The sequence below is a fragment of the Lederbergia panacisoli genome, from assembly GCF_024626525.1.
Taxonomy (GTDB): domain Bacteria; phylum Bacillota; class Bacilli; order Bacillales; family Bacillaceae_C; genus Lederbergia; species Lederbergia panacisoli.
Genome location: NZ_JANJGU010000011.1, coordinates 29,377 through 52,876, shown reverse-complemented (window position 1 = coordinate 52,876; position 23,500 = coordinate 29,377). Strand labels below are relative to the sequence as shown.

The 23,500-nt window shown below is 37.0% G+C and carries 20 protein-coding genes and 1 other annotated feature; all 20 genes read right to left on the bottom strand.

The annotated features are described in order from the left end of the window. Positions 1–26: 26 nt before the first annotated feature. The 20 genes from murB to NQ185_RS14345 all read right to left on the bottom strand — a co-directional run bounded on the left by murB (position 27) and on the right by NQ185_RS14345 (position 23,443). Positions 27–944, bottom strand: a complete 918-nt coding sequence (gene murB / locus NQ185_RS14440; protein ID WP_257582652.1) for a UDP-N-acetylmuramate dehydrogenase — start codon at positions 942–944, stop codon at positions 27–29. Positions 945–1,103: 159 nt separating this feature from the next. Continuing rightward, on the bottom strand, positions 1,104–2,795 hold the full coding sequence (argS, locus tag NQ185_RS14435; RefSeq protein ID WP_257582651.1) for an arginine--tRNA ligase: 1,692 nt from the start codon (positions 2,793–2,795) through the stop codon (positions 1,104–1,106). A gap of 46 nt (positions 2,796–2,841) precedes the next feature. Further along, positions 2,842–3,046, bottom strand: a binding site (T-box leader). A 95-nt stretch (positions 3,047–3,141) separates the two neighbouring features. Beyond that, the gene (locus NQ185_RS14430; RefSeq protein ID WP_257582650.1) at positions 3,142–3,945 is read right to left on the bottom strand and encodes a DeoR/GlpR family DNA-binding transcription regulator; all 804 of its coding nucleotides are present in this window, start codon (positions 3,943–3,945) and stop codon (positions 3,142–3,144) included. An 89-nt stretch (positions 3,946–4,034) separates the two neighbouring features. Then, positions 4,035–5,285, bottom strand: a complete 1,251-nt coding sequence (gene rhaA, locus NQ185_RS14425; protein WP_257582649.1) for an L-rhamnose isomerase — start codon at positions 5,283–5,285, stop codon at positions 4,035–4,037. A gap of 485 nt (positions 5,286–5,770) precedes the next feature. After that, entirely contained in the window at positions 5,771–7,231 is a 1,461-nt protein-coding gene (rhaB, locus tag NQ185_RS14420; RefSeq protein WP_257582648.1) for a rhamnulokinase, read from the bottom strand. A 19-nt stretch (positions 7,232–7,250) separates the two neighbouring features. Continuing rightward, the gene (locus tag NQ185_RS14415) at positions 7,251–9,320 is read right to left on the bottom strand and encodes a bifunctional aldolase/short-chain dehydrogenase (protein ID WP_257582647.1); all 2,070 of its coding nucleotides are present in this window, start codon (positions 9,318–9,320) and stop codon (positions 7,251–7,253) included. Between the two features lie 171 nt (positions 9,321–9,491). Continuing rightward, positions 9,492–10,091: a response regulator gene (locus NQ185_RS14410; protein WP_257582646.1), complete on the bottom strand. Its 600-nt coding sequence runs from the start codon at positions 10,089–10,091 to the stop codon at positions 9,492–9,494. 13 nt (positions 10,092–10,104) lie between these two features. Then, positions 10,105–11,220: a sensor histidine kinase gene (locus NQ185_RS14405; protein ID WP_257582645.1), complete on the bottom strand. Its 1,116-nt coding sequence runs from the start codon at positions 11,218–11,220 to the stop codon at positions 10,105–10,107. Positions 11,221–11,288: 68 nt separating this feature from the next. Next, positions 11,289–12,323, bottom strand: a complete 1,035-nt coding sequence (gene desA / locus NQ185_RS14400; protein WP_257582644.1) for a Delta(5) desaturase DesA — start codon at positions 12,321–12,323, stop codon at positions 11,289–11,291. A gap of 109 nt (positions 12,324–12,432) precedes the next feature. Beyond that, on the bottom strand, positions 12,433–12,945 hold the full coding sequence (gene mug, locus NQ185_RS14395; RefSeq protein WP_257582643.1) for a G/U mismatch-specific DNA glycosylase: 513 nt from the start codon (positions 12,943–12,945) through the stop codon (positions 12,433–12,435). A gap of 217 nt (positions 12,946–13,162) precedes the next feature. Beyond that, the gene (gene cysC, locus NQ185_RS14390; protein WP_257582642.1) at positions 13,163–13,768 is read right to left on the bottom strand and encodes an adenylyl-sulfate kinase; all 606 of its coding nucleotides are present in this window, start codon (positions 13,766–13,768) and stop codon (positions 13,163–13,165) included. Between the two features lie 33 nt (positions 13,769–13,801). Beyond that, complete coding sequence (gene sat / locus NQ185_RS14385; protein WP_257582641.1) at positions 13,802–14,992, bottom strand: sulfate adenylyltransferase; 1,191 nt, start codon at positions 14,990–14,992, stop codon at positions 13,802–13,804. 22 nt (positions 14,993–15,014) lie between these two features. Beyond that, positions 15,015–15,920, bottom strand: a complete 906-nt coding sequence (locus NQ185_RS14380; protein ID WP_257582639.1) for an AraC family transcriptional regulator — start codon at positions 15,918–15,920, stop codon at positions 15,015–15,017. A gap of 102 nt (positions 15,921–16,022) precedes the next feature. Further along, entirely contained in the window at positions 16,023–17,048 is a 1,026-nt protein-coding gene (locus NQ185_RS14375; protein ID WP_257582638.1) for a Gfo/Idh/MocA family protein, read from the bottom strand. 88 nt (positions 17,049–17,136) lie between these two features. After that, a complete protein-coding gene (locus NQ185_RS14370) occupies positions 17,137–18,534 on the bottom strand; it encodes a sulfatase family protein (protein WP_257582637.1) in 1,398 nt (465 codons plus the stop codon). A 5-nt stretch (positions 18,535–18,539) separates the two neighbouring features. Then, positions 18,540–19,364: a sugar phosphate isomerase/epimerase family protein gene (locus tag NQ185_RS14365; protein WP_257582636.1), complete on the bottom strand. Its 825-nt coding sequence runs from the start codon at positions 19,362–19,364 to the stop codon at positions 18,540–18,542. Continuing rightward, positions 19,361–20,383 (bottom strand): Gfo/Idh/MocA family protein, encoded by a 1,023-nt coding sequence (locus NQ185_RS14360; protein WP_257582635.1) that lies wholly within the window; start codon positions 20,381–20,383, stop codon positions 19,361–19,363. Before NQ185_RS14360 ends, NQ185_RS14365 begins: the two co-directional genes overlap by 4 nt. 19 nt (positions 20,384–20,402) lie before the next feature. Then, positions 20,403–20,768, bottom strand: a complete 366-nt coding sequence (locus NQ185_RS14355) for a sensory rhodopsin transducer (RefSeq protein ID WP_257582634.1) — start codon at positions 20,766–20,768, stop codon at positions 20,403–20,405. 296 nt (positions 20,769–21,064) lie between these two features. Then, entirely contained in the window at positions 21,065–21,901 is an 837-nt protein-coding gene (locus tag NQ185_RS14350; RefSeq protein ID WP_257582633.1) for a sugar phosphate isomerase/epimerase family protein, read from the bottom strand. Positions 21,902–22,060: 159 nt separating this feature from the next. After that, positions 22,061–23,443, bottom strand: coding sequence for a sulfatase family protein (locus tag NQ185_RS14345; RefSeq protein ID WP_257582632.1), 1,383 nt, complete (start codon positions 23,441–23,443; stop codon positions 22,061–22,063). Between the last annotated feature and the right edge of the window lie 57 nt (positions 23,444–23,500).

The following is a 23,500-nucleotide window of genomic DNA, read 5'->3' as shown; positions in this document are numbered from 1 at the left end:
GCCGTAAAGACAAATTGCCGCATGTTCTATGATTCTTCCCCGATTATTTTTACTTCTGTTTCAAGATCAATTCCAAACTTTTCTTTCACTGTTTTTTGAACATGATGAATTAATTGAATATAGTCGGTTGAAGTGGCATTGTCAACATTGACAATAAATCCAGCATGTTTTGTTGAAACTTCTGCTCCCCCAATTCTTGTTCCTTGAAGGTCGCTCTCTTGAATTAGTTTTCCTGCAAAATTGCCCGGCGGCCTTTTAAAAACACTGCCGCATGATGGGTATTCCAATGGCTGCTTTGACTCGCGCAGAAATGTATTTTCGTCCATTTTTCCTTTAATTACTGTCGGGTCAGCTTTCTTTAAGGAGAAGATAGCTTCTACTATAATAAGATGTTCATTAGCAAATACACTGCTTCTATACCCAAATTGGAATTCTCCCGTTTTCAACGTTTGAAATTCTCCGGATTGTGTTATTACTGTAGCGCTCGTTAAAACCTCAGAAATCTCTCCGCCATAGGCCCCCGCATTCATGATTAATGCTCCGCCAACAGTCCCAGGAATCCCGCAGGCAAATTCTAATCCAGATAGTTGATGATCCAAAGCAATTCTTGATACATCAATGATATTCGCTCCGCTGCCTACTGTAATTGTCTCGCCAGTTACCGAAACTTTATTTAGATGATCAAGGCTAACGACAATGCCCCGTATTCCTGCATCTCGAATAATGACATTCGTTCCTTTACCTAATACTGTCAAGGCAATATCATGATCGAATGCGTATTTTACGATTTTTTGCAGTTCATTCACTTCGGAGGGCTTAATAAAAACATCGCCAATGCCGCCTGTTTTAATAAATGTATGTTTTGATAAAGGTTCCGATTTTGCTATTTCTGCATTAGGAACCACTTTTTGCAAATCTTTAAAAACCATTAATATTTCTTTCATTTTATTCTGCCTCTTAATTTATTTTAAGTATATATAAGATATTAAAATAATTATGGTTCATAAGCAACGTTCTATTCTAATTTTTGAAATAACTAAGTACCATAAATATCATATTCAATAACTTATTGTATGTTTCTAATCTACAATGATTACACGTGGCTACATTTCATCTGGTGCCTTTAAACCTAATAATCTTAAACCCTCTTTTAATACTATGGTTGTCGATTGGATAAGCCCTAGCCGATTTTCCAAGCCTGCCTCATTAGATAAAATTTTCACATGGCTATAATATTTATTGAATTCTTTTGATACATCAAGTAAATATTTTGCAATTTGTGATGGTTCATAATGGATGAAGCTCTTTTCGATAACAGTAGGAAAATCCATCAAAAGTTTAATTACTGACCATGAATAATCATCATTTAACCCTGAAATGTCTGTGTAATGACCATCATGTTTTGTCTTTCTTAATATGGAGCAGGCTCTCGCATGAGTATATTGCACATATGGCCCAGTCGTCCCTTCGAATTTTAACATATCTTCTAGGGAAAACTCGATATTGTTTTGTCTTTCGTTTTTTAAGTCGTGGAAAATAATCGCTCCAACACCAACCATATGGGCCACTTCTTCTTTATTGAGAAGGTCGGGATTTTTGTCCTCGATACTCTTTTTGGCCATTTGAATGGCTTCTTCGATCACTTCTTCCAATAAAACAACCTTCCCTTTTCTCGTCGACATCTTTTTGCCATCCTTTAAAATAAACCCGAATGGAATATGAATCATGCCCTTGGCCCAGTCATAACCCATTTTTTCAAGTACAAGAAATACTTGTTTGAAGTGGAGACTTTGCTCCTGCCCGACGACATACAACGCTTTTTCAAATTGATATGTTTCATTTCTATAAAGAGCTGCAGTTAGATCTCTTGTCGCATAAAGGGTTGCCCCATCTTTTTTCATGATTAAACATGGGGGCAAATCAAATTCCTTTAGCTCAACCACTTGAGCACCATCTGATTGAGTGAGAAATCCCATTTTATTGATCAACTGTATTGTCTTTTTCATTTTATCATTATAAAAAGCCTCGCCATTATATGAATCAAATTGTACATTTAATAAGGAATAAATCTTTGTGAATTCTTGTAAAGACTCATCTCTAAACCATTTCCAGAGTGCTTGTGCTTCACTGTCGCCATCCTCTAACCGTTTAAACCACTTCCTAGCTTCATCCTCTAAACTTTGGTCGGCTTCTGCCTCTTCGTGAAATTTAACGTAAAGGCTAAGTAATTCTTTGATTGGTTGCTCTTTCACTTTTTCTTCTTTGCCCCATAGTTTATAAGCTGTAATTAATTTACCAAATTGGGTTCCCCAATCACCTAAATGATTGATTTTAATGGTTTTATAGCCGCATTTTTCGGCAATATGCGCTAGGGCATTTCCGATTACAGTTGATCTAAGATGTCCCATTGAAAATGGTTTCGCAATATTCGGTGATGAAAAATCAATGGTGATTGTTTTTCCTTCCCCAATGGCTAGAGAGCCATAATTGCCTCCAGCTTTTAGGATCATTTGCAATATTTCTCTACTCACTAAAGCTTTATTAAGGAAGCCATTCACATATGGTCCATTTGCCTCCACTTTCTCAAAAAAAGGATGTTCAATTTTTTCAGCTACTTCTTTCGCTATTTGTGCTGGAGATTTTCTAAATTGTTTGGCAAGAGTGAAGCATGGAAAAGCTAAATCACCTTGATCATCATATTTCGGCTTTTCAATTAACTGTATCACATCTTCAGCTGATAGTACGGCATTTAATGAATCTGTAATTTGTTCGGCATATATTGTTAAGAAATCCATCTTACATAACCTCCCTATTTATAAAAATAAAAAAATCCCGTCTCAAATTAGAGACGAGATTACCCGCGGTACCACTCTGATTGTTCAAAAGAACCTTCTTCTATTGATAACGGGTTTTCCCCGATAGACCCTACATTATTTCAGGCTTATTTCTCAAAAGTGCGCTTCATTATGATTCCTCTATTAGGCTTTCACCATCCCTAACTCGCTTTAGATTACATCATAATTACTCTCTTTATCATTGACATGACGATATTTATTTTTGCTAGTATAGAAGATAAAATAGTAAAAATCAAGTGATGAATTACCTCTGAAGCCTTAGTTTTTGATTTTTATTTTTTATGTTTTATGTTTGGTGAATTTTTGTTCCAGAAACTCCTGAAGTTGAAAATTGAGCGGTTACGACAGATATATTATGTTTTTCCAATGTTTGTTTAGAATGTGAATCAATTTTTTTATCTGTAATGACGACATTCACATCATGTAAAGGAAGAATTTGAGAAAATGCCCTTTTACCAAATTTACTTGAATCTGCCATTAAGTAAACATTTTCAGATCTAATCATCATTTGCTTTTTAAGCAGTGCCTGAAGCTCATTGGAGTCGCTAAGACCATCTTGCAAATGCACGCCTGTGCAGGATATAAATGCTTTATCGACATGATAATTTGCAACTGACTGTTCTGCCAACGGACCTACATAAGATAACGATCTCGACAGTAACTTTCCACCTGTTGAGATTACCTCAATTTTTTCCTTCTTACTAAGCTCCATTACGACTTTAATTGAATTTGTCAAAACTGTAAGTGGAATGTTAGGCAATTCCTTTGCCATATACCATGCTGTGGTACTGGCGTCTAGGATAATTCTGTCACCACTATACACTTGATCAGCTGCAACCTTTGCAATGGCTTTTTTCTCAGACACATTTGTAATGACCCTCTCTGAGAAATGTATTTCTGATTCAGTTTCTTGTATACTGACGGCCCCGCCATGACTTCGTTCAAGCTTACCTTCACTTTCTAACTTTTCAAGATCACGGCGAATCGTTTCTTCTGTTACCGAAAATATGTCACTTAATTCGGAAACGCGAATACTTAAGCGGCTATTCACGATTTCCACAATTTTTTTATGTCTCTCCGCGACGAGCATAGCCAAACGCTCCTGACTTTTGTTTGTTTTTGTTTGTCTGTGATGATGAAATTATAACACAGTTATTCAAATACTGGTTTAAGATGTTTTTATCGTTTTGATAAGATTGATTCTTCATAGGTTTTAACTTCATTTAACCATGATTCTTTAACAGGGACATTCATCATCTCGCAATAATAATCCCAGATGGAACCAAATGGATATGTTTTAAATTCTTCCATCATGGCCAATCTTTCCGTATAGTTGCCATCTTCTTGCAGTTTTTTCATATATTCATTTGGTGTAAGCAATGCATAGAGCAATGCTTTTATCATATTTCGAGTACCAATTGTCCAGGCTGCAACACGGTTAATACTTGCATCGAAAAAATCCAGTCCAATCATGACTCGGTTTAGTGCATTATTTCTTACAATTTCAAGTGCAATTTCTCGAAGCTCATCATCAAGCACAACAACATGATCACTATCCCATCTGACAGGACGAGAAACATGCAAAGCTAATTGATCACTAAAAAGCAGCATGGATGAGATTTTATTTGATACCGTTTCGGTAGGATGGAAATGCCCTGTATCCAATAAACATAGTTTGTTATTCTTCAGTGCATAGCCAAGATAAAACTCATGTGATCCGACGACGAAGGCTTCTGAGCCAATTCCGAATAATTTACTTTCTACTGCATCAATATTAAGAGATTCATCGACGTCAGCCGCAAAAATTTGGTCGAGAGATTCTTTCAACCTTTTTCTCGGCGTCAAACGATCACTCGGCATATCCTTGTAACCATCGGGAATCCATATATTCGTTAAACAAGGCGAGCCTAGTTCCATACCAAAATATTCACCAATTTTTCTACTCGCAATACAATGATCGATCCAAAATTGACGGATTTCTTTATCAGGATGTGATAAAGTAAGTCCATCTTCAGCCTTTTCATGCGAAAATAAAGTTGGATTAAAATCAAGACCAATGCCTCTTTCCTTTGCCCAGTTTACCCAGTTTTCAAAATGCTTTGGTTCGATTTCGTTTCGATCAACTACAATTCCATCTGTTTCAGCGTAGATGGCGTGTAAATTAACACGATGGTTCCCTGGTATTAAAGAAAGCGCCTTTTCTAGATCCATGCGAAGCTCCTCTGGATTTGTTGCTTTCCCTGGATAATTACCAGTCACATCAATCCCACCGGACAGTTCGCGTTGGTTCACTTCAAATCCCGCAATATCATCACCTTGCCAACAATGGATAGAAATCGGAACCCTTTTTAGCTTTTCAAACGCTTCATCTACATTAATTCCCCATTTTTCATATGCTTTTTTCGCCATTTCGAAGTTTTCATGGATCATTTACTAAATCTCCCCTCATATTTATGTTTGCTGTATCTTTAAGGGCCAATTGCATTCCGTGGATCGGTTCAATGTGCCCTTGCCGCGACTTTTTCCTCGGACAAGGCCACGATGAATGGTTCAGTGTGCCCTTGCCACAGCTTTTTCCTTGAATATGGTCACGATGAATGGTTCAATGTGCCCTTGCCACAGCTTTTTACCCGAACACGGTCACGATGAACGTTTCAATGTGCCCTTACCGCGACATTTTCCCCGAACACGGTCACGATGGACGTTTCAATGTGCCCTTGCCGCGACATTTTCCCCGAACACGGTCACGATGGACGTTTCAATGTGCCCTTGCCGCGACATTTTCCCCGAACACGGTCACGATGGACGTTTCAATGTGCCCTTGCCGCGACTTTTTCCTCGAACAAGGCCACGATGAACGTTTCAGTGTGCCCTTGCCACCGCTAATTTTCCCAAACAAGGTCACATTTAATGGTTCAAAGTATTGCTTTATTCTTTGAAACTACTTCCTTAAAACGCTGTGTTACCTCATGATTGTAATAGGCATTAGGTTGGTATTCTTTAATCTTAAATGACTCCAATACAAGTAATCTTCCAGCTTCTAAACTATCAATTACACCTGAGGAAATAAGCTGCATTAATAAATTTCCTATTGCTGTTGCTTCGATTGGTCCGCTATATACGATTTTCTTGCTTAAATCAGCTGTTAATTGGTTTAAAAACTCATTTTGTGATCCTCCACCTACGATATGAAGACGCTCAATTTTTTCACCGACTATTATCTCCAATTCTTCTATTGCAACCGCATACATTATTGCTAAATTGTAAAATACTGCAGCGGCCAGCTCTCCCACAGTTCTCGGAATAGTTTGGTTTGTTTCCTGACAGTATGCTTGAATCTCGCCAATCATGTTCTCCGGATTTAAAAAGCGTTGATCGTCAAAATGAATAAATTGCTGAAATGGCGGCACCTGTTTTGCTTCCAGTACAAGCTGCTCGAAGCTAAAGGCATCTTGCAAATTCCGCTGTACTTCTTGTAAAATCCATAATCCCATAATGTTTTTCAAAAATCTAAATGTCTCGAAAGCTCCCCATTCATTTGTATAATTTTCATTAAAAGATGCTTCATTAATAACTGGCGACTTAAGTTCCATTCCGAGAAGAGACCAAGTGCCGCTGCTTAAATAAGCCCAGTTTTCGCCCTCTCCTGGCGTCCCAATGATAGCGGATGCTGTATCATGCGATGCTATATTGATAATTGTGCAGTTAGGCAGAATAAACTCAGGAAACCAATCATTTCGTAATGTTCCAAGAATTGTCCCAGGTTCTACAAGATTAGCAAACTGTTCCTTCTTTACCGAAATCGCCTCAAGCAACTCTAGATCGAATGTTCTTTCTTTTACATTCATCAACTGCATGGTCGATGCATTTGTCACCTCGGTGACTGCTTTTCCTGTCAATCTATATCCTAAATAATTGGGTACCATTAAAATTTTGTCTGTTTCGCTTAATAAGTTTTCATTTTCTTCGTATAGTTGATAGATTGTATTAAATGGTAAAAATTGAATTCCCGTTTTGTCATAGATTTTTTCCTTTGAAATAATCTCCGCAAACTTTTCAATCGAATTATCTGTACGATGGTCCCGATAAGAAATGACATCTTGAAGTCGTTTCCCATCTTTACCAACTAAAGCATAGTCCACTGCCCACGTCTCGATCCCTACTGTGCAATCTTCATACCCCAGCGATTTCACTATTGATAACCCTTGTAAAATTTCTGTTAAAAGATGATCGATATCCCAAAAGTAAGTCCCATTTTTTTCTGAAAATCCATTTGAAAATCTATGAATCTCTTGAATATCCAGTTTTTCATTATTGATTTTCCCAGCCACTAAGCAACCGCTTGAGGCACCAATATCGATTGCAATATGGAGCATTATTGATTTCACCTCCAAATTATCTTGTAAATGCTGCTGGAACACCACCATCAACTGTCAACATACAACCCGTCGTTTTTTCGGCTTTAGATGATGCAAAAAATGCAATTGCTTCTGCAATATCTTCAGGAAAAATATTCACTTGTAAAGTCGTTCGCTTCCTGTAGTGCTCCTCTAATTCATCTGCCTTAATTCCATAAGCTGCTGCTCGTTCTTCACGCCAACTCGAATCCCAAATGGCAGATCCTTGTAAAACCGCGTCTGGCAAAACAGAATTAACTCGAATGCCATACTCTCCACCTTCAGTAGCAATGCAACGTGCTAAATGTGTCTCAAGCGCTTTTGCTGAACTATACGCAGTTACATTTTTGCCGGCATATAAAGAGTTTTTGGAACCGACGAAAACCATATTTCCTCCAATGCCTTGTTTCTTCATTTGTTTAAAAGCTTCGCGAGCGACAAGAAAATATCCTGTTCCAAGAACATTTATATTTAAGTTCCACTCATCTATACTCGTTTCATCGAATGGACTTGAAGTGGCAAGTCCGGCATTATTCACAATAATATCTATTCCACCGTATGTTAATGCCGATTTTTCAAATGCTGCTTTCACTTGCGACTCACTTGTTACATCCATTTTAATAGCATGTGCTCTTCCTTCGCCAACCGCTTCATTTAGTTCTGATGCAATTTTTTGGGCACCTTCCATATTTAAATCTGCGATGACGACATGTGCCCCTTCTGATACAAGACGACGAGCCGTTTTACTGCCGATTCCACCGGCACCGCCTGTAATAAATGCGACTTTACGCGAAAATTCCAGTTCTGGAGGAGCAAGCGTTAATTTATATAATTCGAGCGGCCAATATTCCACGTTATAGGATTCATTTTCACTTAATGAAACGAAAGCACCAAGAGATGTTGCGCCTTTCATAACAGCAATGGCACGGTGATAAAGCGCACCACTTACTTTTGCCATAACTAATGTTTTACCTGTATTGACCATCCCGATTCCTGGAATGAGAATGACGCGGGGTGCTGCCTCAAACATTTGGTCGTCTTTATTTTTGTTTCTGTTGAAATACTTTGTATATTCTTCTTTAAAATCATTAATTCCTTCTACTATTCTCGTTTTCAACGTTTCTATATTGTCCATTTGAGGATCCCAATCAATATAAAGAGGGGTGCGTTTCGTATGCACCAAATGGTCGGGACAAGCGGCGCCTATTTGTGACAAATTTCTAGCATTCTCACTATTTACAAACTGGTGAACACTAGTTGAATCATCATACGAAAGAATCATTTTATTTTCCTTGCTTACAGCACCTCTAATGATTGGCATCACTTCTGATAAAACGTTAAGGCGATCACTTTCAGGTAGGGGTATGTATTTTTGTCCGCCGAATATCGTATCTTCATTAATCATACGCTGAATATAATCTTCCGCTTCGTTGATGATTGAAAGTGTTTTTTCATATGACTCTTTAGACGTTTCTCCCCACGTGACAAGACCATGCTTTTCCATTAAAACTAGCTCAGCTCTTGGATTGTTTCGGACTCCTTCAGCAATCATCTTTGAAAGTGTAAAACCCGGACGAATATAGGGAACCCATACGAAACGATCTCCATAAATTTCTTTTGCAATTTCTTTTCCGTTATCCGCACAGCAAATGCTAATAATCGCGTCTGGGTGGGTATGGTCCACATGTTTGAATGGTAAGAAGGCGTGGAGCAATGTCTCAATTGATGCCCGGGGATGACCGCTATCGATCATACAATGAGCGAGATAGGCGACCATTTCTTCATCTGGCATTTCTGCTCGTTCAATTAAAGGTCGAATGTCCTCCATTTTTAATCCGGTGAAGTTATTAGCTTTCATTGTAGCAAGATCGGACCCGCTCCCCTTCACCCACATGACTTCAATTTCACGTCCACGAAAGTCCTTTTCGAACGTTTTCATTGATGTATTGCCCCCGCCCCAGTTACATATAGAACGGTCTGAACCGATTAAATTTGAACGGTAAACAAGTTCCTCTACACCTTCCGTTATCTGGGCAGCATCATCATGATTCCATAAACATTTAACCATTCAATATCCTCCAAACTTTTTGATTTGTTTGTTTAATTATATATGATATTTGTTTACCTTTGAATATATTTATTTATCTTTTTTTGCTTTTATAAAACAAAATTTAGTTTTGTTTAAAATATAAAAAAAAGACAGCTCAGCACTTAACTGCTTTCTGTCTTTTGTGTTGTTTTATTTAAACCATCCTTTTTTCCTTGAATGGGTAATGGCTTCTATTCTGTTTGTAACTTCAAGTTTATCTAAAATTTGTGATATATAATTCCGGACAGTGGCCGCTTTTATACTTAGCTGGTCCGCAATTTCTTTTGTGTTTTTTCCGTCAGCAACGAGTTCAAGTACAGCTTTTTCCCTAATTGTAAGGGGGTTTTCTTCACTATATACATCATCCATTAGTTCAGGAGCATAGATTCGTTTTCCCGCCATGACACTTCTGATTGTGTCTGCAAGCTCTTCACTCGGACTATCCTTTAATAAGTAGCCTTTAACCCCGGCCTTAATAGCACGTTGAAAATAACCGGTTCGAGCAAAAGTAGTTAATATGATGACTTTACACCTAGATTCCTTTAGTTCTTCAGCTGCCTCAAGTCCTGTTTTTTCAGGCATTTCAATATCCATGATGCATATATCAGGATCATATTTGTGGACAAGAGCGATTGCCTCTACACCGTTATTGGCTTTTCCCACTACTTCCATATCATCTTCTAAATTAAGCAGTGAGCCTAAAGCTCCTAACATCATTCGCTGGTCCTCTGCTATGACAATTCGAATCACTTTCCACTCCTCCTTATCCGTTAGCTTTAATGGCTCTTGGTACTGTCATTGTAATCATAGTTCCATTACTGCTATTTATTTCTAAATTCCCATTAACAAACTCTAATCGTTCTTTCATTCCGAGTAATCCGTTCCCTTTTGAAAAATCTTGGTCCTGTATACCTACACCATTATCCTCAATGTTAATGCAAATATCATTCTGAGTTTGCTCAATCGAAATTTTGCAATAGGTCGCATTACTATGTTTCACAACATTGGTCACAGCTTCTTTCATACACATACTTAGAATGTTTTCTAGGAATAAAGAGACATTAGATAATTTATGGTCTTCAATGATTAAATCAATCCCAGCGGCTTTCAGTATTTGCTTAACACGAACCAATTCTTCCTTTAAACGAATTCCGCGCATTTGCGAAACCATATTTCTTACTTCATTCAACGCAGTTCTTGCAGTTTGCTGGACATCTTTTAACTCATTTCGCGCCTCTTCGGGATTTTTATATATTAATTTTCTTGCCAAATCACTTTTTAAGCCAATAAGTGAAAGTCTTTGTCCTAGCGTATCGTGTAGATCTCTCGCAATTCTTTGTCGTTCCTCTTGTTTGACAAGGTCAGCAATTCTTTTGTTTGCGTATTTGAGTTGTTGTTCAAGCTGTTCCTGCTTTTTTCGGTTATATAAATTGAACGGAAGTAGGATTACACTAATCCATATGATAATGACAAAGGGCAGTTGTTTTAAAAATAATCCATTTTGAATGACAAAACTATAGTTAATCGAAACAGTCGTACATACTAAATGGACAATATATAAAGTCAAAAAGGCAATTCTATTTTTTATGTTTCCATTATAATAAGCAATATAAAATGCAAAATAAACGAATTGAAAAATTATTGTCATTGTAATAGAAATCACAATTAAAATACTTGTCCAAAGATACACTGGCCACTTTTTTGAAACAAATGCTAGTCGATAAACGATGAAAAAGAAAATTGTTAATATGATTCCCACTATAATTTCTCTCGTAGACGAGGACTGAAAAATAAAGTAGAAAGGCAAAATGGTAAAAATACTCCATAAATAAGGATTAATCCCTGAACTTTTAAGGAATGTTAATGGCTTCTTTTTCATATCAAAATACCTCTTCAATTTAAAAATGTAGCTCCTTTGTTATCATATCACAAAGGAGCTAACGGTTTTTATTTCACTTCTGCAGGCATGCTTGTACTTTTTTTCTTTTCAGAAAGACTTTTCACTTCTTTAAAACCGATAAATCTTTTCCCGTGTTCATCCCAAAGGCGAAACTTAAGTGAACGTAGGCTTGTTTTTAGAGTTATTGTTTGGACTTCTTGTAAGCGCTCATGATTATTATGAACTTCCTCAAGGTAATAGTTAGGAACCCTTGGGCTTAAATGATGCACATGGTGGAACCCAATATTCCCAGTAAGCCATTGCAGAATTTTCGGCAATTTATAATACGAACTGCCGTCCAAAGCGGCTTTTACATAATCCCATTCATCTTGATTTTCAAAATAAGAATCCTCAAATTGATGTTGCACGTAAAAAAGCCAAATACCTAATGAACCTGATATGAAGAAAATTGGTCCTTGAATCAGAAGAAACGCTTGCCATCCGATCGCCCAACATAACAAGGCTGTAATAGCAACGATAGCAATATTTGTAATATGTGTGTTCCGACGTTCTCTAGGTCGAGCATTTTTAACATTAAATCGGTATGCGATTAAAAATATATAAATAGGACCTAGGACAAACATGACAAAAGGATTTCGATATAGTCGGTACGCTAATTTTTTCATTTGTGATGCTTCCATGTATTCATCGACTGTAAGGACCCAAACATCACCAGTACCTCTTTTATTCAAGTTGCTGCTAGTAGCATGGTGAATGGAATGGCTATGCTTCCATTGCTCATATGGGCAAAAAGTAAGAATACCAGTTACAGTTCCAAGAATATTATTCGCATGTCGGTTTTTAAAAAAGGAGCCATGACAACAGTCATGAAAAATGATGAATATTCGAACGAGGAAACCGGCTGCAATAATACATATCCCTAGCGTCAATAAATAGGAAAAGGAAAGGGTGAAATACGCTAAAACCCAGAGTGAAAAGAATGGCACAAGCGTATTTATTACTTGTCTTACACTGTTTTTAGTATTTGATTTCTCATAAGGGGCAATTTGTTTTCTCAATTGTTTCGGATCATGTTTAGACATTTAAGCATCTCCTTCCGTATTCATTATGTACAAGCATATACATAATATAACAATAATTGAAGGCATAAATGTCATGGATAAATCGTGATAAATATCATGGTCTGTATTTTTATTTTACTTTGCCTAGTAATTTTGGCAACTCGGAATAGATGTTTGAAATTTCATCGATACTCATTCTGACAAGCCCGCTCGATGAAGGGGCAACAAAATCAACAACATCTGGAATAAGTGAATCTGATTGCTTTCCCCATCGAACATTTTTTCTGCCGCTATATTCTTGGTATACTCCTTTTCCTACAAAGCAAACTATTTTTGGGCGGTATTTGGTTATTTTAGCTTTTAATTGTTCTTTTCCACTCCGATACTCATCAGAAGTAATTTCCTGTGCACTTTTGGTAGGTCTTGCAACAATATTGGTGAAACCATAACCAATTTCAAGCAACTTATAGTCCTCTGTAGGCATATATTTTCTATCAGTAATACCTGCTTTATATAATATGGACCAAAATCGGTTCGTTGGATTGGCAAAATGGTGTCCTGTTTCACTGGACATAATACTTGGATTAAATCCTACGAACAGCACATCTAAATTTTCTTTAATATGATCAGAAATAGGCTTCATTTAAATGGCTCCTTCTATTGTTTTGACTTTGATTGCATGGGCTTGTCCACTACTATACTCCAAGCAAATTTGAACTTGATAAATACAAACGTCCTTCCAGGCTTTATCTACTAGAATGCATCTTATGTACACCAATTTTACAGATAGGACCTCTAATATAAAAAATACCCTTTATTATGAATTAGTTTCCATAAAAAAGGATATTTTTAAAGCAATTTTATCTTAGCTCTAAGTACTGATGATCCTTTAAATATTTTATCACAAGGTCAGCAGATTCTTCGACAGTTAGTATTTCACTATCAATAATAATTTCAGGATTACCAGGTTCTTCGTAAGGGGCATTAACTCCCGTAAAATCTGGGATTTCCCCTAATCTAGCCTTTTTATATAACCCTTTTGGGTCCCGTCTCTCACATTCTTCCACACTGCATTTTACATATACCTCTATAAATTCACGGGCGTCAACCAATTTTCGAACAATATCACGGTCGTTTCGATAGGGAGAAATGAAAGCCGTCAGCACAATAATTCCTGCTTCTACAAATAATTTAGATACTTCACCAATTCTACGTATATTTTCCGAACGATCTTCTGGCTTAAATCCGAGGTTTTTATTAAGCCCATGTCTAATATTATCGCCATCCAGTACGTACGTGCTCATTCCTAAAGCGTATAATCTCTTTTCAATTTCTACACAAAGCGTTGATTTGCCCGAAGCCGATAAACCTGTAAACCATAAAATGGCACTTCTATGTCCATGTAAATTTTGTCTTTCTTTTTTACTTACCTGCTGTTCATGCCAAGTAATATTCGTAGATTTCATTAACAATCTCCTCTTACATGCGGTGGACGGAACCTAATCACAATTGTCCACTTCGCTAAGTCCTTTAATTAAAATTTCTGCTACTTCAGGCCGAGAAAATTCTTTTGGTGGTTTTATTCCGCTTTTTAGCAACGCTCGTACTTTTGATCCACTTAAATGGAGATGGTGTTCTTTACTATGTGGGCATGTTTTCGCAGTTGCCATACTTTCGCATAGCTTACAATAAAATGAATGTTCGAATTTAAGAATAGTCATTCCGATTTCTCTTTCATAAAGACTAATCAATTCCTGGGCCTCGTACGTACCATAGTAGTCGCCAACTCCAGCATGATCACGCCCGACAATAAAATGTGTACACCCGTAATTTTTCCGTACCAATGCATGTAAAATCGCTTCTCGCGGACCAGCGTAACGCATGGCAGCAGGATATATAACTAATCGAACTCGATCCTTAGGATAGTAATGATCTAATAAAACTTCGTAGCTCTTCATACGAATTGCAGCTGGAATATCATCAGATTTTGTTTTTCCGACCAAGGGGTTTAATAATAAACCATCGACATTTTCCATGGCGATTTTTTGTATATATTCATGTGCACGGTGGACGGGATTTCGTGTTTGAAAACCAACGATCGTTTTCCAACCAAGGTTTGCGAACATCTCTCTTGTTTGGACAGGATCTTTATAATATGCAGCAAATTCTCCATGATTCGGCCTATTAAGCAAGGTGATTGGTCCTGCGAAATACATCTCACCTTGTTCATATAATTTTTTCACACCCGGATGTGCTTCATCAGTCGTTCCGTATACTAGATGAGCTTCCTCTTTTTTGTCATATATGAATTTTTCCTCAAGCTTTAAAGTTCCGTATATGATATCGTCTTCTCCTGTTAGAGCAATTTCTTGCCCAATCGAAAACAGAGATGCTTCTTCAAATGAAACAGGCAAAGTAATAGGGATGCTCCAAACGAGACCATTCTCAAGTCGCATTTTATTAATGACAGAAAGATAGTCTGATTGATTCATAAACCCTATCAAAGGACTGAAACCGCCAATTGCCACTAATTCTAAATCGGATATCGTCCATTCCGAAATGGTTAAAGATGGTAGTTGCGCCGCTCTTTTTAATAATTTTTCCCGTTCATTATCATTAACTTCTCTATTTATTAAAATTCCACCATGTGGCTTGATGTTCTTGTAATATTGAAGTGCATGGACACTCATTTATAATCTCCCTTCACTTTCATTAGCTAACTTTCGAATTTCCTTTATATTTCCCCGGAGAACAACCGACAAATTTACGAAAAAGCTTACTAAAAAATGCAGAATCGTCATACCCGACTCTAATAGCTACATCAATCACCTTATCGTCTGTTTCCATTAAGAATTGTTTTGCTTTTTCAATTCTAATACTATGTAACATTTCAATAACTGTTTTCTTCGTTTCTTGTTTAAAAAGTCTATTAAGATGTCTAGGACTAATATTAAAAATATGGCAAAGATCTAAAATAGATATTTTTTGATCATAATTCCTTGATAAGTAACCACAAATACGTTGCACTAATACACTATTACTATTTTCAGTCATATAAGGCTTTTCAGCAGTAGAATTTCTTTCATTATATATTCGCGAAAGCAAAATCAATAATTCAACCATTTGCAGACGTATTAATGTAGAGTAACATGAATTTTTCTTATGGTATTCATGCATCATACCTTCCAATAACGAAAGAAATCTCGAAGAATAATTTCCGTCTAAATTTAGGAGGTGATGAAATCTTTCATTCCGATCTAAAAATGGCTGAATATAAAAATAATCCATTGACTGCGATACACCCAATTCTTTTAACCAAGAATCTTTAATCAGGCTAGGTAAAAATAAACAATTGATGATTTCGAGACTTTTATTATTTTCAACTTCAAATGTATGAACTTCACCTGGATTGATGATAAAAACATCATTCGTCTTAATGGTATACGATTGTCCTTCGAAAACGTGATTTGCATTACCTTGGATAACGAATACTAATTCAATGAATTCATGTGAGTGGGCTGGAGGGACGTTTGCTGAGTCATGTAGAAACCGTTGAATCCAGAAAGGAAAATCTTTTGTTTTCATGTATTCACTACTCTGGTATCTTGCCGTGCTCATCCTTACTCCTCCTATGGAATAATTGAAATATTGAATCGACATGCTTTTGCAGTGCATATCTTAAATATAATAGTAGGTGAATATTACTAGGATTCAATTAATTTACTGCAATTGTTTCCCTATTTCACTTATATCCTTTAAATCAATAACCTTTCCATTCTCTATTTGCGAGTAAATAATAGCTTCAATGACTTCCTGAGCAGCTAATGCATCTACACCAGAACCAGTAATGTTTTTAGGTGATACGCCTTTTTTAATCTCTTGAATAAATGTATCAAGCCGATGTTTAAAGGTTTCGTTAAAACCATTTATCCCGGATAGGACTGAATTTTTATACATTTTCAATTCCTGGCTTTTGTGTGGATAAAAAGTTAATTCATTGTATACATCATTGATAGTGAATCTGCCTTTTGTCCCGGCCACCTCGCAAAATTCAATCGGATGTCTATTATCCATATCATAGCTGCCAGTTAAATGGCCAACAGCACCGGATTCAAATTCCATATTAATAGAGGCAGTTGACCAAACAGTTCTCCCAGGAGCTTTTGTCATAAAAGCTTGAACTCTCCGTACGTCTCCACAAAAATAACGCATGACATCAATCGAGTGTGGGTGTAATGCTCGCATATGAATCCACGGACTAGTTTCATTCGGATTTTCAATCGTAAGTTTCATATTAATAAAGAGTAATGTACCTAGATCTCCCTTTTCAATCCATTCCTTCGCTATATAAGCAGTAGGAACGAATCGATGGTTAAGATTACATGCCAGTCTAATCTTCTGTTTTCTAGCGTAATCTACCATTTCTTTTGCTTCCGAAATATTATTTGATATTGGCTTTTCAACTAAGACATCTTTTCCATATTTCATCGCAAGCATAGCAGGTCCATAATGATGGGAACCGTTTTCAAAACCGCCCGTTGCCACACTTACAACATCAATTTCTTCAGACTTAAGCATGACGGTTAAATCTGAATAAGAGGGAACTCCATAATTTGCTGCAACTTTCTCCACTAGTTCTTTATTTAAATCACAAATAGCAACTAATTGAGCATCGGGATTTTCATTATAAAAACGACAATGAAGTTTACCGATATGATTTACACCAACTACCGCAACTTTAATCAAGTATTCCTCTCCTTTCCATAATGCTAGCGTTTTTTAAGATTAATTAGAATACTTCAAAAGTATGACTTTTGAAGTATTCTATGAATTGTTATACTTTCTCTTTATCTTTTTCTTGTAGCTTCTGCGCGGTGCTAATAGAACCGATATACAATGAATCATATGCTTCTTGTGAAGTTTTGAATGGACCGTGATCACGACCGTGCCAGCTTAAATTAGTATACATTGGATTGGTCCTTCCCGTTTCACCTTCCCTTTTTGCAATATACTTGTTCATTCTTCCTAACAGCATATTAACGATTTCCGGCTCTTCGGTTGCTACGTTCGTCATTTCCTTTGGATCGTTGAAGATATTATAAAGTTCAATTTCCGGTTTAAAGTGGAAGTCGGGCTCAAGAGAACATATTAATTTCCATTCTGGAGTACGCCAACCGTGTTTTCTCATCCATGTACATTCGGTTATATAAAACTCTGAAACTGGTGAAACAATGTTTTTCCGATCGTACACAAGGTCCAACAGATTACGACCGTCAAAAGAAATATTGCTTTCCAACCCAAGAAGTTCCAATACTGTCGGAGTAATATCCTTAATGAATGAAAAGTCTGAAATTCTTTTTCCTTCTGGAAGTTTTCCAGGAAATTTCATAATTAATGGTACAATTAAAGTATTTTCATAGAGACCGTGATGATCGTAATAACATTCATGCTCATTTAATGTTTCGCCGTGATCGGAAGTTATAATAATTAATGTTTCTTCCTCTATCCCTAAAGCTTCAACGGTTGTAAAAATGTTTTGAATGCAGGCATCCATATACGCAACCGCACCATCGTATTGTGCATCAACATATTGCGAATCCGTGCAACCTTCCGGAAGCCAAGAAGTAATATAATCGGAAAACGGTTTAAACTCTTTTAATTTATTTAAAGAATCATTGTTTGGATCACATTCATTTCCGTCGTAAAACATTCTCTCATACGGTTTTGGCGGCAAATACGGCGAATGAGGATCCATATGCCTTAGAAATAGGAAAAATGGTTGTTTTTCTTCCGAAAGCCTTTTTAGTTCAGGAATGGCGACTTTATTTAAATTCTCTGCCTTCGGACTACGACCTGATTCATCCGCTCCCCAACCTGGATAGTCGATATATTTTTGAAATCCTCTAGAAGATGGATTACCGGTAAACCCTACACATGTAGTATTATAGCCATTCTCCCCCAGAATCTCAGGCAAGGTTTTCACGTGATCACCTAAGGGTCCTTTATGACGGAGAGCAACCACATCTGTGCTAAAGCAATCCATACCCGTTAACATTGAGGCATAGCCTGGTGTGGTTGGAATGCTAGGGCTAAAATGATTTTCGAATAATACTCCACCATCTGCAAATTTATCAATATGTGGAGTTGTTAAACGTTCATACCCATAAGAACTCATCCGATCTCTTCTTAAACTATCAATGCCAAAAAGAATGATATTAGGCTTCTTTTTCATTGGACCTACCCTTTCTGAACAATATTTGCTTCTCTTGCACCAAGTGCTTTCAAGCAAGCATTTAAATATCCATAGCTTTCAGCAGCGACAATGGAAACATCAGCGAGTGAATGATTGCTTGCACCAATCACTTCAAGAACGACAGGACCGGAGTAATTCCCATCAACCATTGCCTGACAATAAGCAAATAAGTCTATATCCCCTCGTCCGCACGCTTGATTTTGAATCGATCCCGGCCCAGCAGTTCGGCCATTACAATCACGAATATGAATATGTTTTACTCGACTTAACACTTTTGGAAGTTCCTCTTCCGGATTTTCATTGCCACGATAAATATGGCTAGGATCCATGTCAATTCCAAAGGCAGAAGAAGGAATTTCATTCATTGCTTTTAGGGTAGTTTCTGTATTGTAGATCGCGTTTCCAACATGGGCCTTTACGCAAAGTGTTACACCATAACTTTCAGCTTTTTTCGCTAAATGGTAAAGTGTTTCGATTGAATGTTGTAAATCTGTTGCTACGCCTGATTTTCCTCCCGGCCCGACATTGATAACTGGAATGCCAATCGCAGCGGCAGCTTCAAACGCTAATGTAAGACGCTCTTCATCTAGTGATGCTACTTCCATTGATAAAAACTCTAAACCATTTGCATCGGCGATAGAGCATATTTCCTCCGCTTGTTCTTTCCAACGATCTAACTCGAGGTGCTCACACATCCCTTTAATCGCTGATATTTCCACTCCATCATAACCACAAGCCGCTATTTGCCTTGCTGCAGTTGAAAAATCGAAGTCTTTAAATAAGACTGAGTTTACCCCAAGCTTAATCATTTTACCCCTCCAGGAATAAGTCCTACTTCCTTTACGTCAACGATCGTTCCAGTTTCCCATGATTTAATGGCGGCTTCAATAATGAGTTGAGCTTTTAGTGCATCTTCACCAGATCCATCTACCCGGTCATATGTAACACCAGTAATAAGTTGATCAACAAAAGAATTGATGCGACTTTTAAATGTTTCCGGGAAGGCACGCATTCCGCCGAGATGGCTGTACTTCTCTGTTTCGATGCCAGCTCTTGGGTAAAAAGTTAAATGTTCGCAAGCATCTTCTAATACAAAACGACCTTTTGAACCGACTACTTCACAAAGTTCTAAACCATAGCTTGCACCCGCGTCATAACTTCCGACAAGATTTCCAATCGCACCATTTTCAAATTCTAAAATGATTTGAGCATTGGACCAAATCGCACGACCCTCACCTTTCATCATAAAAGCCGCTACCCGCTTCACATCTCCGCAAAAATACCGAATGACGTCAAAGGAATGAGGGTGCAATGCACGCAAGTGGAACCATGGAGAACTTTCCACTGGATTATTGATCCACATTCTCATATTGATCATATGAATCTTTCCTAATCTTCCACTTTCCAGCCACGACTTTGCTCTTTCTGCAGCAGGTGTAAAGCGATGGTTTAAATTGACTGCATAAGGCAACTTATTCTTCCTGGCAAGATCAACCATCTGTTTTCCTTCTTCGATATTATTGGATATCGGTTTTTCACCTAGGACTGGTATACCCGCATTTAATAATTCCATTGTTGGAGCAAAATGCTCACTTCCATTTTCTTCTCCCTTTGTACAAACACTGACAAGATCCAATTGAACATTACTTGCAAGCATGTCTTTCACACTGTAAAATGCAGTTCCTCCAAATTTGACGGCAGCTTCATCTGCTTTCTCTTTTATAATGTCACAGACGGCTACAATTTCAGTATCGGGATTTTCCTTGTAAACCGATGCATGAATGCTCCCAATGTTTCCAACTCCTACAATCCCTACTTTTAACGCCATTTATTCGTCCTCCTCAACGTTAATTTGCTGCATAACCCATTGTCGTAAATAACGCAAGAGCTTCCTGTGAAGTATCTAATCTACTATGTTGGACAATGATTGGTACATTGCTATCGACCTTAATTGCGTATGGAACACCTCTAGGTATTTCATTTCCATTTTTGTCCCTAATTTTATCTAACCTAATATGATGGGTTCTGTTAGGTCCACATTCCGAAAAAAATTGATTCATTGGCTCACGATCTTCAAAATATAAAGTAAGATGAATATCGGCGGGCTCATCGGTCAAATTCAACACACAAACAGCTTCATGACTTATTTGATCCCCTGTACTCTTTGGTTGTAAAAAGCCATCGGGAATAATCCAAGTCAGTTTTCCAATCAAATATAACTCCCCCGTTTCACTTAAATTTGAAAACGCTTTCTGTAATAATTAAATTTTATCTGTCCCTCATTAAATCATCATTGTTCATCCTGCCAATTTTATGGTCAATTCGGCCATGTTGATTTAAAGCTATAGGGGTAAAGCGCTAAACGTTGTAATTTAAATCCGTCGTTTGTTAAAAGTGTAATGGATTTATAGTTTCTGCAAAAATAATGAATGATTGTATATCAAAGTTTCATAGAAATATCTTCAACGGTTTTTGCACTTCTGATTCAATCATATAAAGGGATGTCCCTTTATTTAAATTGAAATAAAGCCATTTCATCAAAGTGAATAACACGATCACGTATTTCACAAAAATTATCGATATTTACATATTCCATAATAAAAGGGACATTCTCTGTATATTTATGATACAAATGTAAAAACAATGGCCAATTGATATCACCATCACCTATTGCCCTGCCATATGTATCATTTACCTTACGATCCTTTCCATGAAAATAAGCAATATGATTGGATAAATACGAAAACATATCAACCTCGGAGTTATTAGCAATTAAATTGGCGGGATCCAACAATACTTTTACCCGATCGGAACCTACCTGATTGATAAAATCAACCATTCTCTTGGCGCTTGGAATGATATCTAATACACACGGCTCAATCGCAATCGAAACATTATATTGCTCAGCCTTTATAGATAAGTGTTTCACATTCTCAAGAATTCTATGAAAATTGGCTTCGTACGTATCTGCATTCACTCCCCTTTTCCCAGGAATAAAACCACATTCAGTCGATACATATGGAATCTTATTTATACTTGCGATTTCGATTAATCTCTCAAAATATGAAAGATTCTTCTCCTCTTCTTTTTCATCTGTTTCTAATAAATTCGTGAAAGCCCCTATAGCGCTTACCTCAATCCCAATATTTCGATAAGTTTCTACAATTTTTATGCTTTCTTCATTTGTTAATTCATTCATATCCGATCGACCGTTGTACACCCAATAATTTGAATCCGTTTGGGAAAAGCAAAGCTCCGTCCATTTGAAACCATTTTTGGATAAAAGTTCTGCAGTCTCTTGATTACTTAATTGAGGAAAACTTCTTGATACGGCACCAACATCCATAATTGAAAACCTACTTTCTTCTTTAAAATTTGACCATGACCTTATTGTCTTTTCTTTTTACTTTCTAAAATGAAATAGCCGTATATCTGATGAAAAATCAGTGAAATACGGCTATTTGATGTTCCTCAAAAGGAAACATTTTTTAATCGATTTTTTCATTTATGTCTTCCTTGTTGCTAAATCAATTCTTTCCCTTCTTGGATTCGCCTTCCATGCATCCCAAGATAGACCGTATTCTTCTAGAACTTTTTCTATCCTTAGCTTAAATGGTAAACCCTGTTTTTTTAACACATACTCCATAGGATCTTCACTAGATTGAAGTTTATTATTTACCCAATTGGATAATTGTTTATGAAATCTATTTGCTTGGTCTGGATGGGTTTCAATAAGATTATTCTCCTCACTCGGATCTTCATGTAAGTCATAAAGTTCTGCCGGCGGTCTCGTAAATGGTCCGGAATCATACGTTTCTATATATTTGTATTTCTCTGTGCGAATCCCTCTTGCCGCCTGCCATGCACATTCACTTAAATAGATTTCAGAATGATTTACATTTTCAATTCCATTTATGAGTGGAAAAAGACTTTTTCCATCTAAATCTTGAGGGATTTCAAGATTCAAAGCTTCAAGTATAGTCGGCATAAGATCAGCATGCTGTACTAAACCTGCGACCCTTTTACCAGGAGAGATGAAATTTGGCCATCTTATAATTAGCGGAATATGAACAGTTTGATCATATAAACCACAGTGGTCCCAGTAAATATCATGTTCTGTTAAGCTTTCTCCATGGTCGCCGAATAGGACAAGCATGGTTTCATCTTTAATGCCCAACTTGATAAGATGATTATCCAAATCCTTTAATAAATCATCTAAATAGCGAATTTCCGCATCATATAATGCATTGACATAATTTGTATCAGTAATATTCCCAAGTAAATCATAATGGTGATATTTGAAAAATGGGTAAGCAGGATGATTAAAAGCGGGATCCATACTTTTATTAGTTGGGTCATATTGGTCCTTGCCGGAATCATAAAATGCTGGGATATATTCCTTAGGTGGTAAGTACGGAGTATGAGGATCCCAATAGTGAAGAAATAAAAAGAAATCCTTGTCTTTATGTTCTTTAAGCCATGGTTTCGCAAGACTATTGATCGTCTTCCCATCAATCCATCTTGTTTTTCCGACTGTATTAATATAATATTGATATCCTCTTGCAAACCATTCTTTTAAATTGTATAAATTGTCTACAGCTGCAGTTGTGTATCCTGCGTTTCGTAAAATGGTAGGCAGCCATTTGACCTCTTTAGGCAAGTAAGTCAACGAAGAACCATGTGATATAACACCAGTGGTTAAACCAACTTTTCCAGTAAAAATACTCGTATGTGCCACTTCGGTAGGTATATCTGATGCGAAGGCGCTTTCGAAAAGTACACCCTGCTCTGCGATTTTATCGATATAAGGGCTGGTTGGAAGATGATATCCGTAACAACCAAGCCTATTCGCTCTTAGTGTATCTAATGAGATAAAAATAATTTTCATTTCTGCCCCCTAAGGAAGTGATAGAGACTCAATCAAGTAAGTCAAGTATCATTTTAC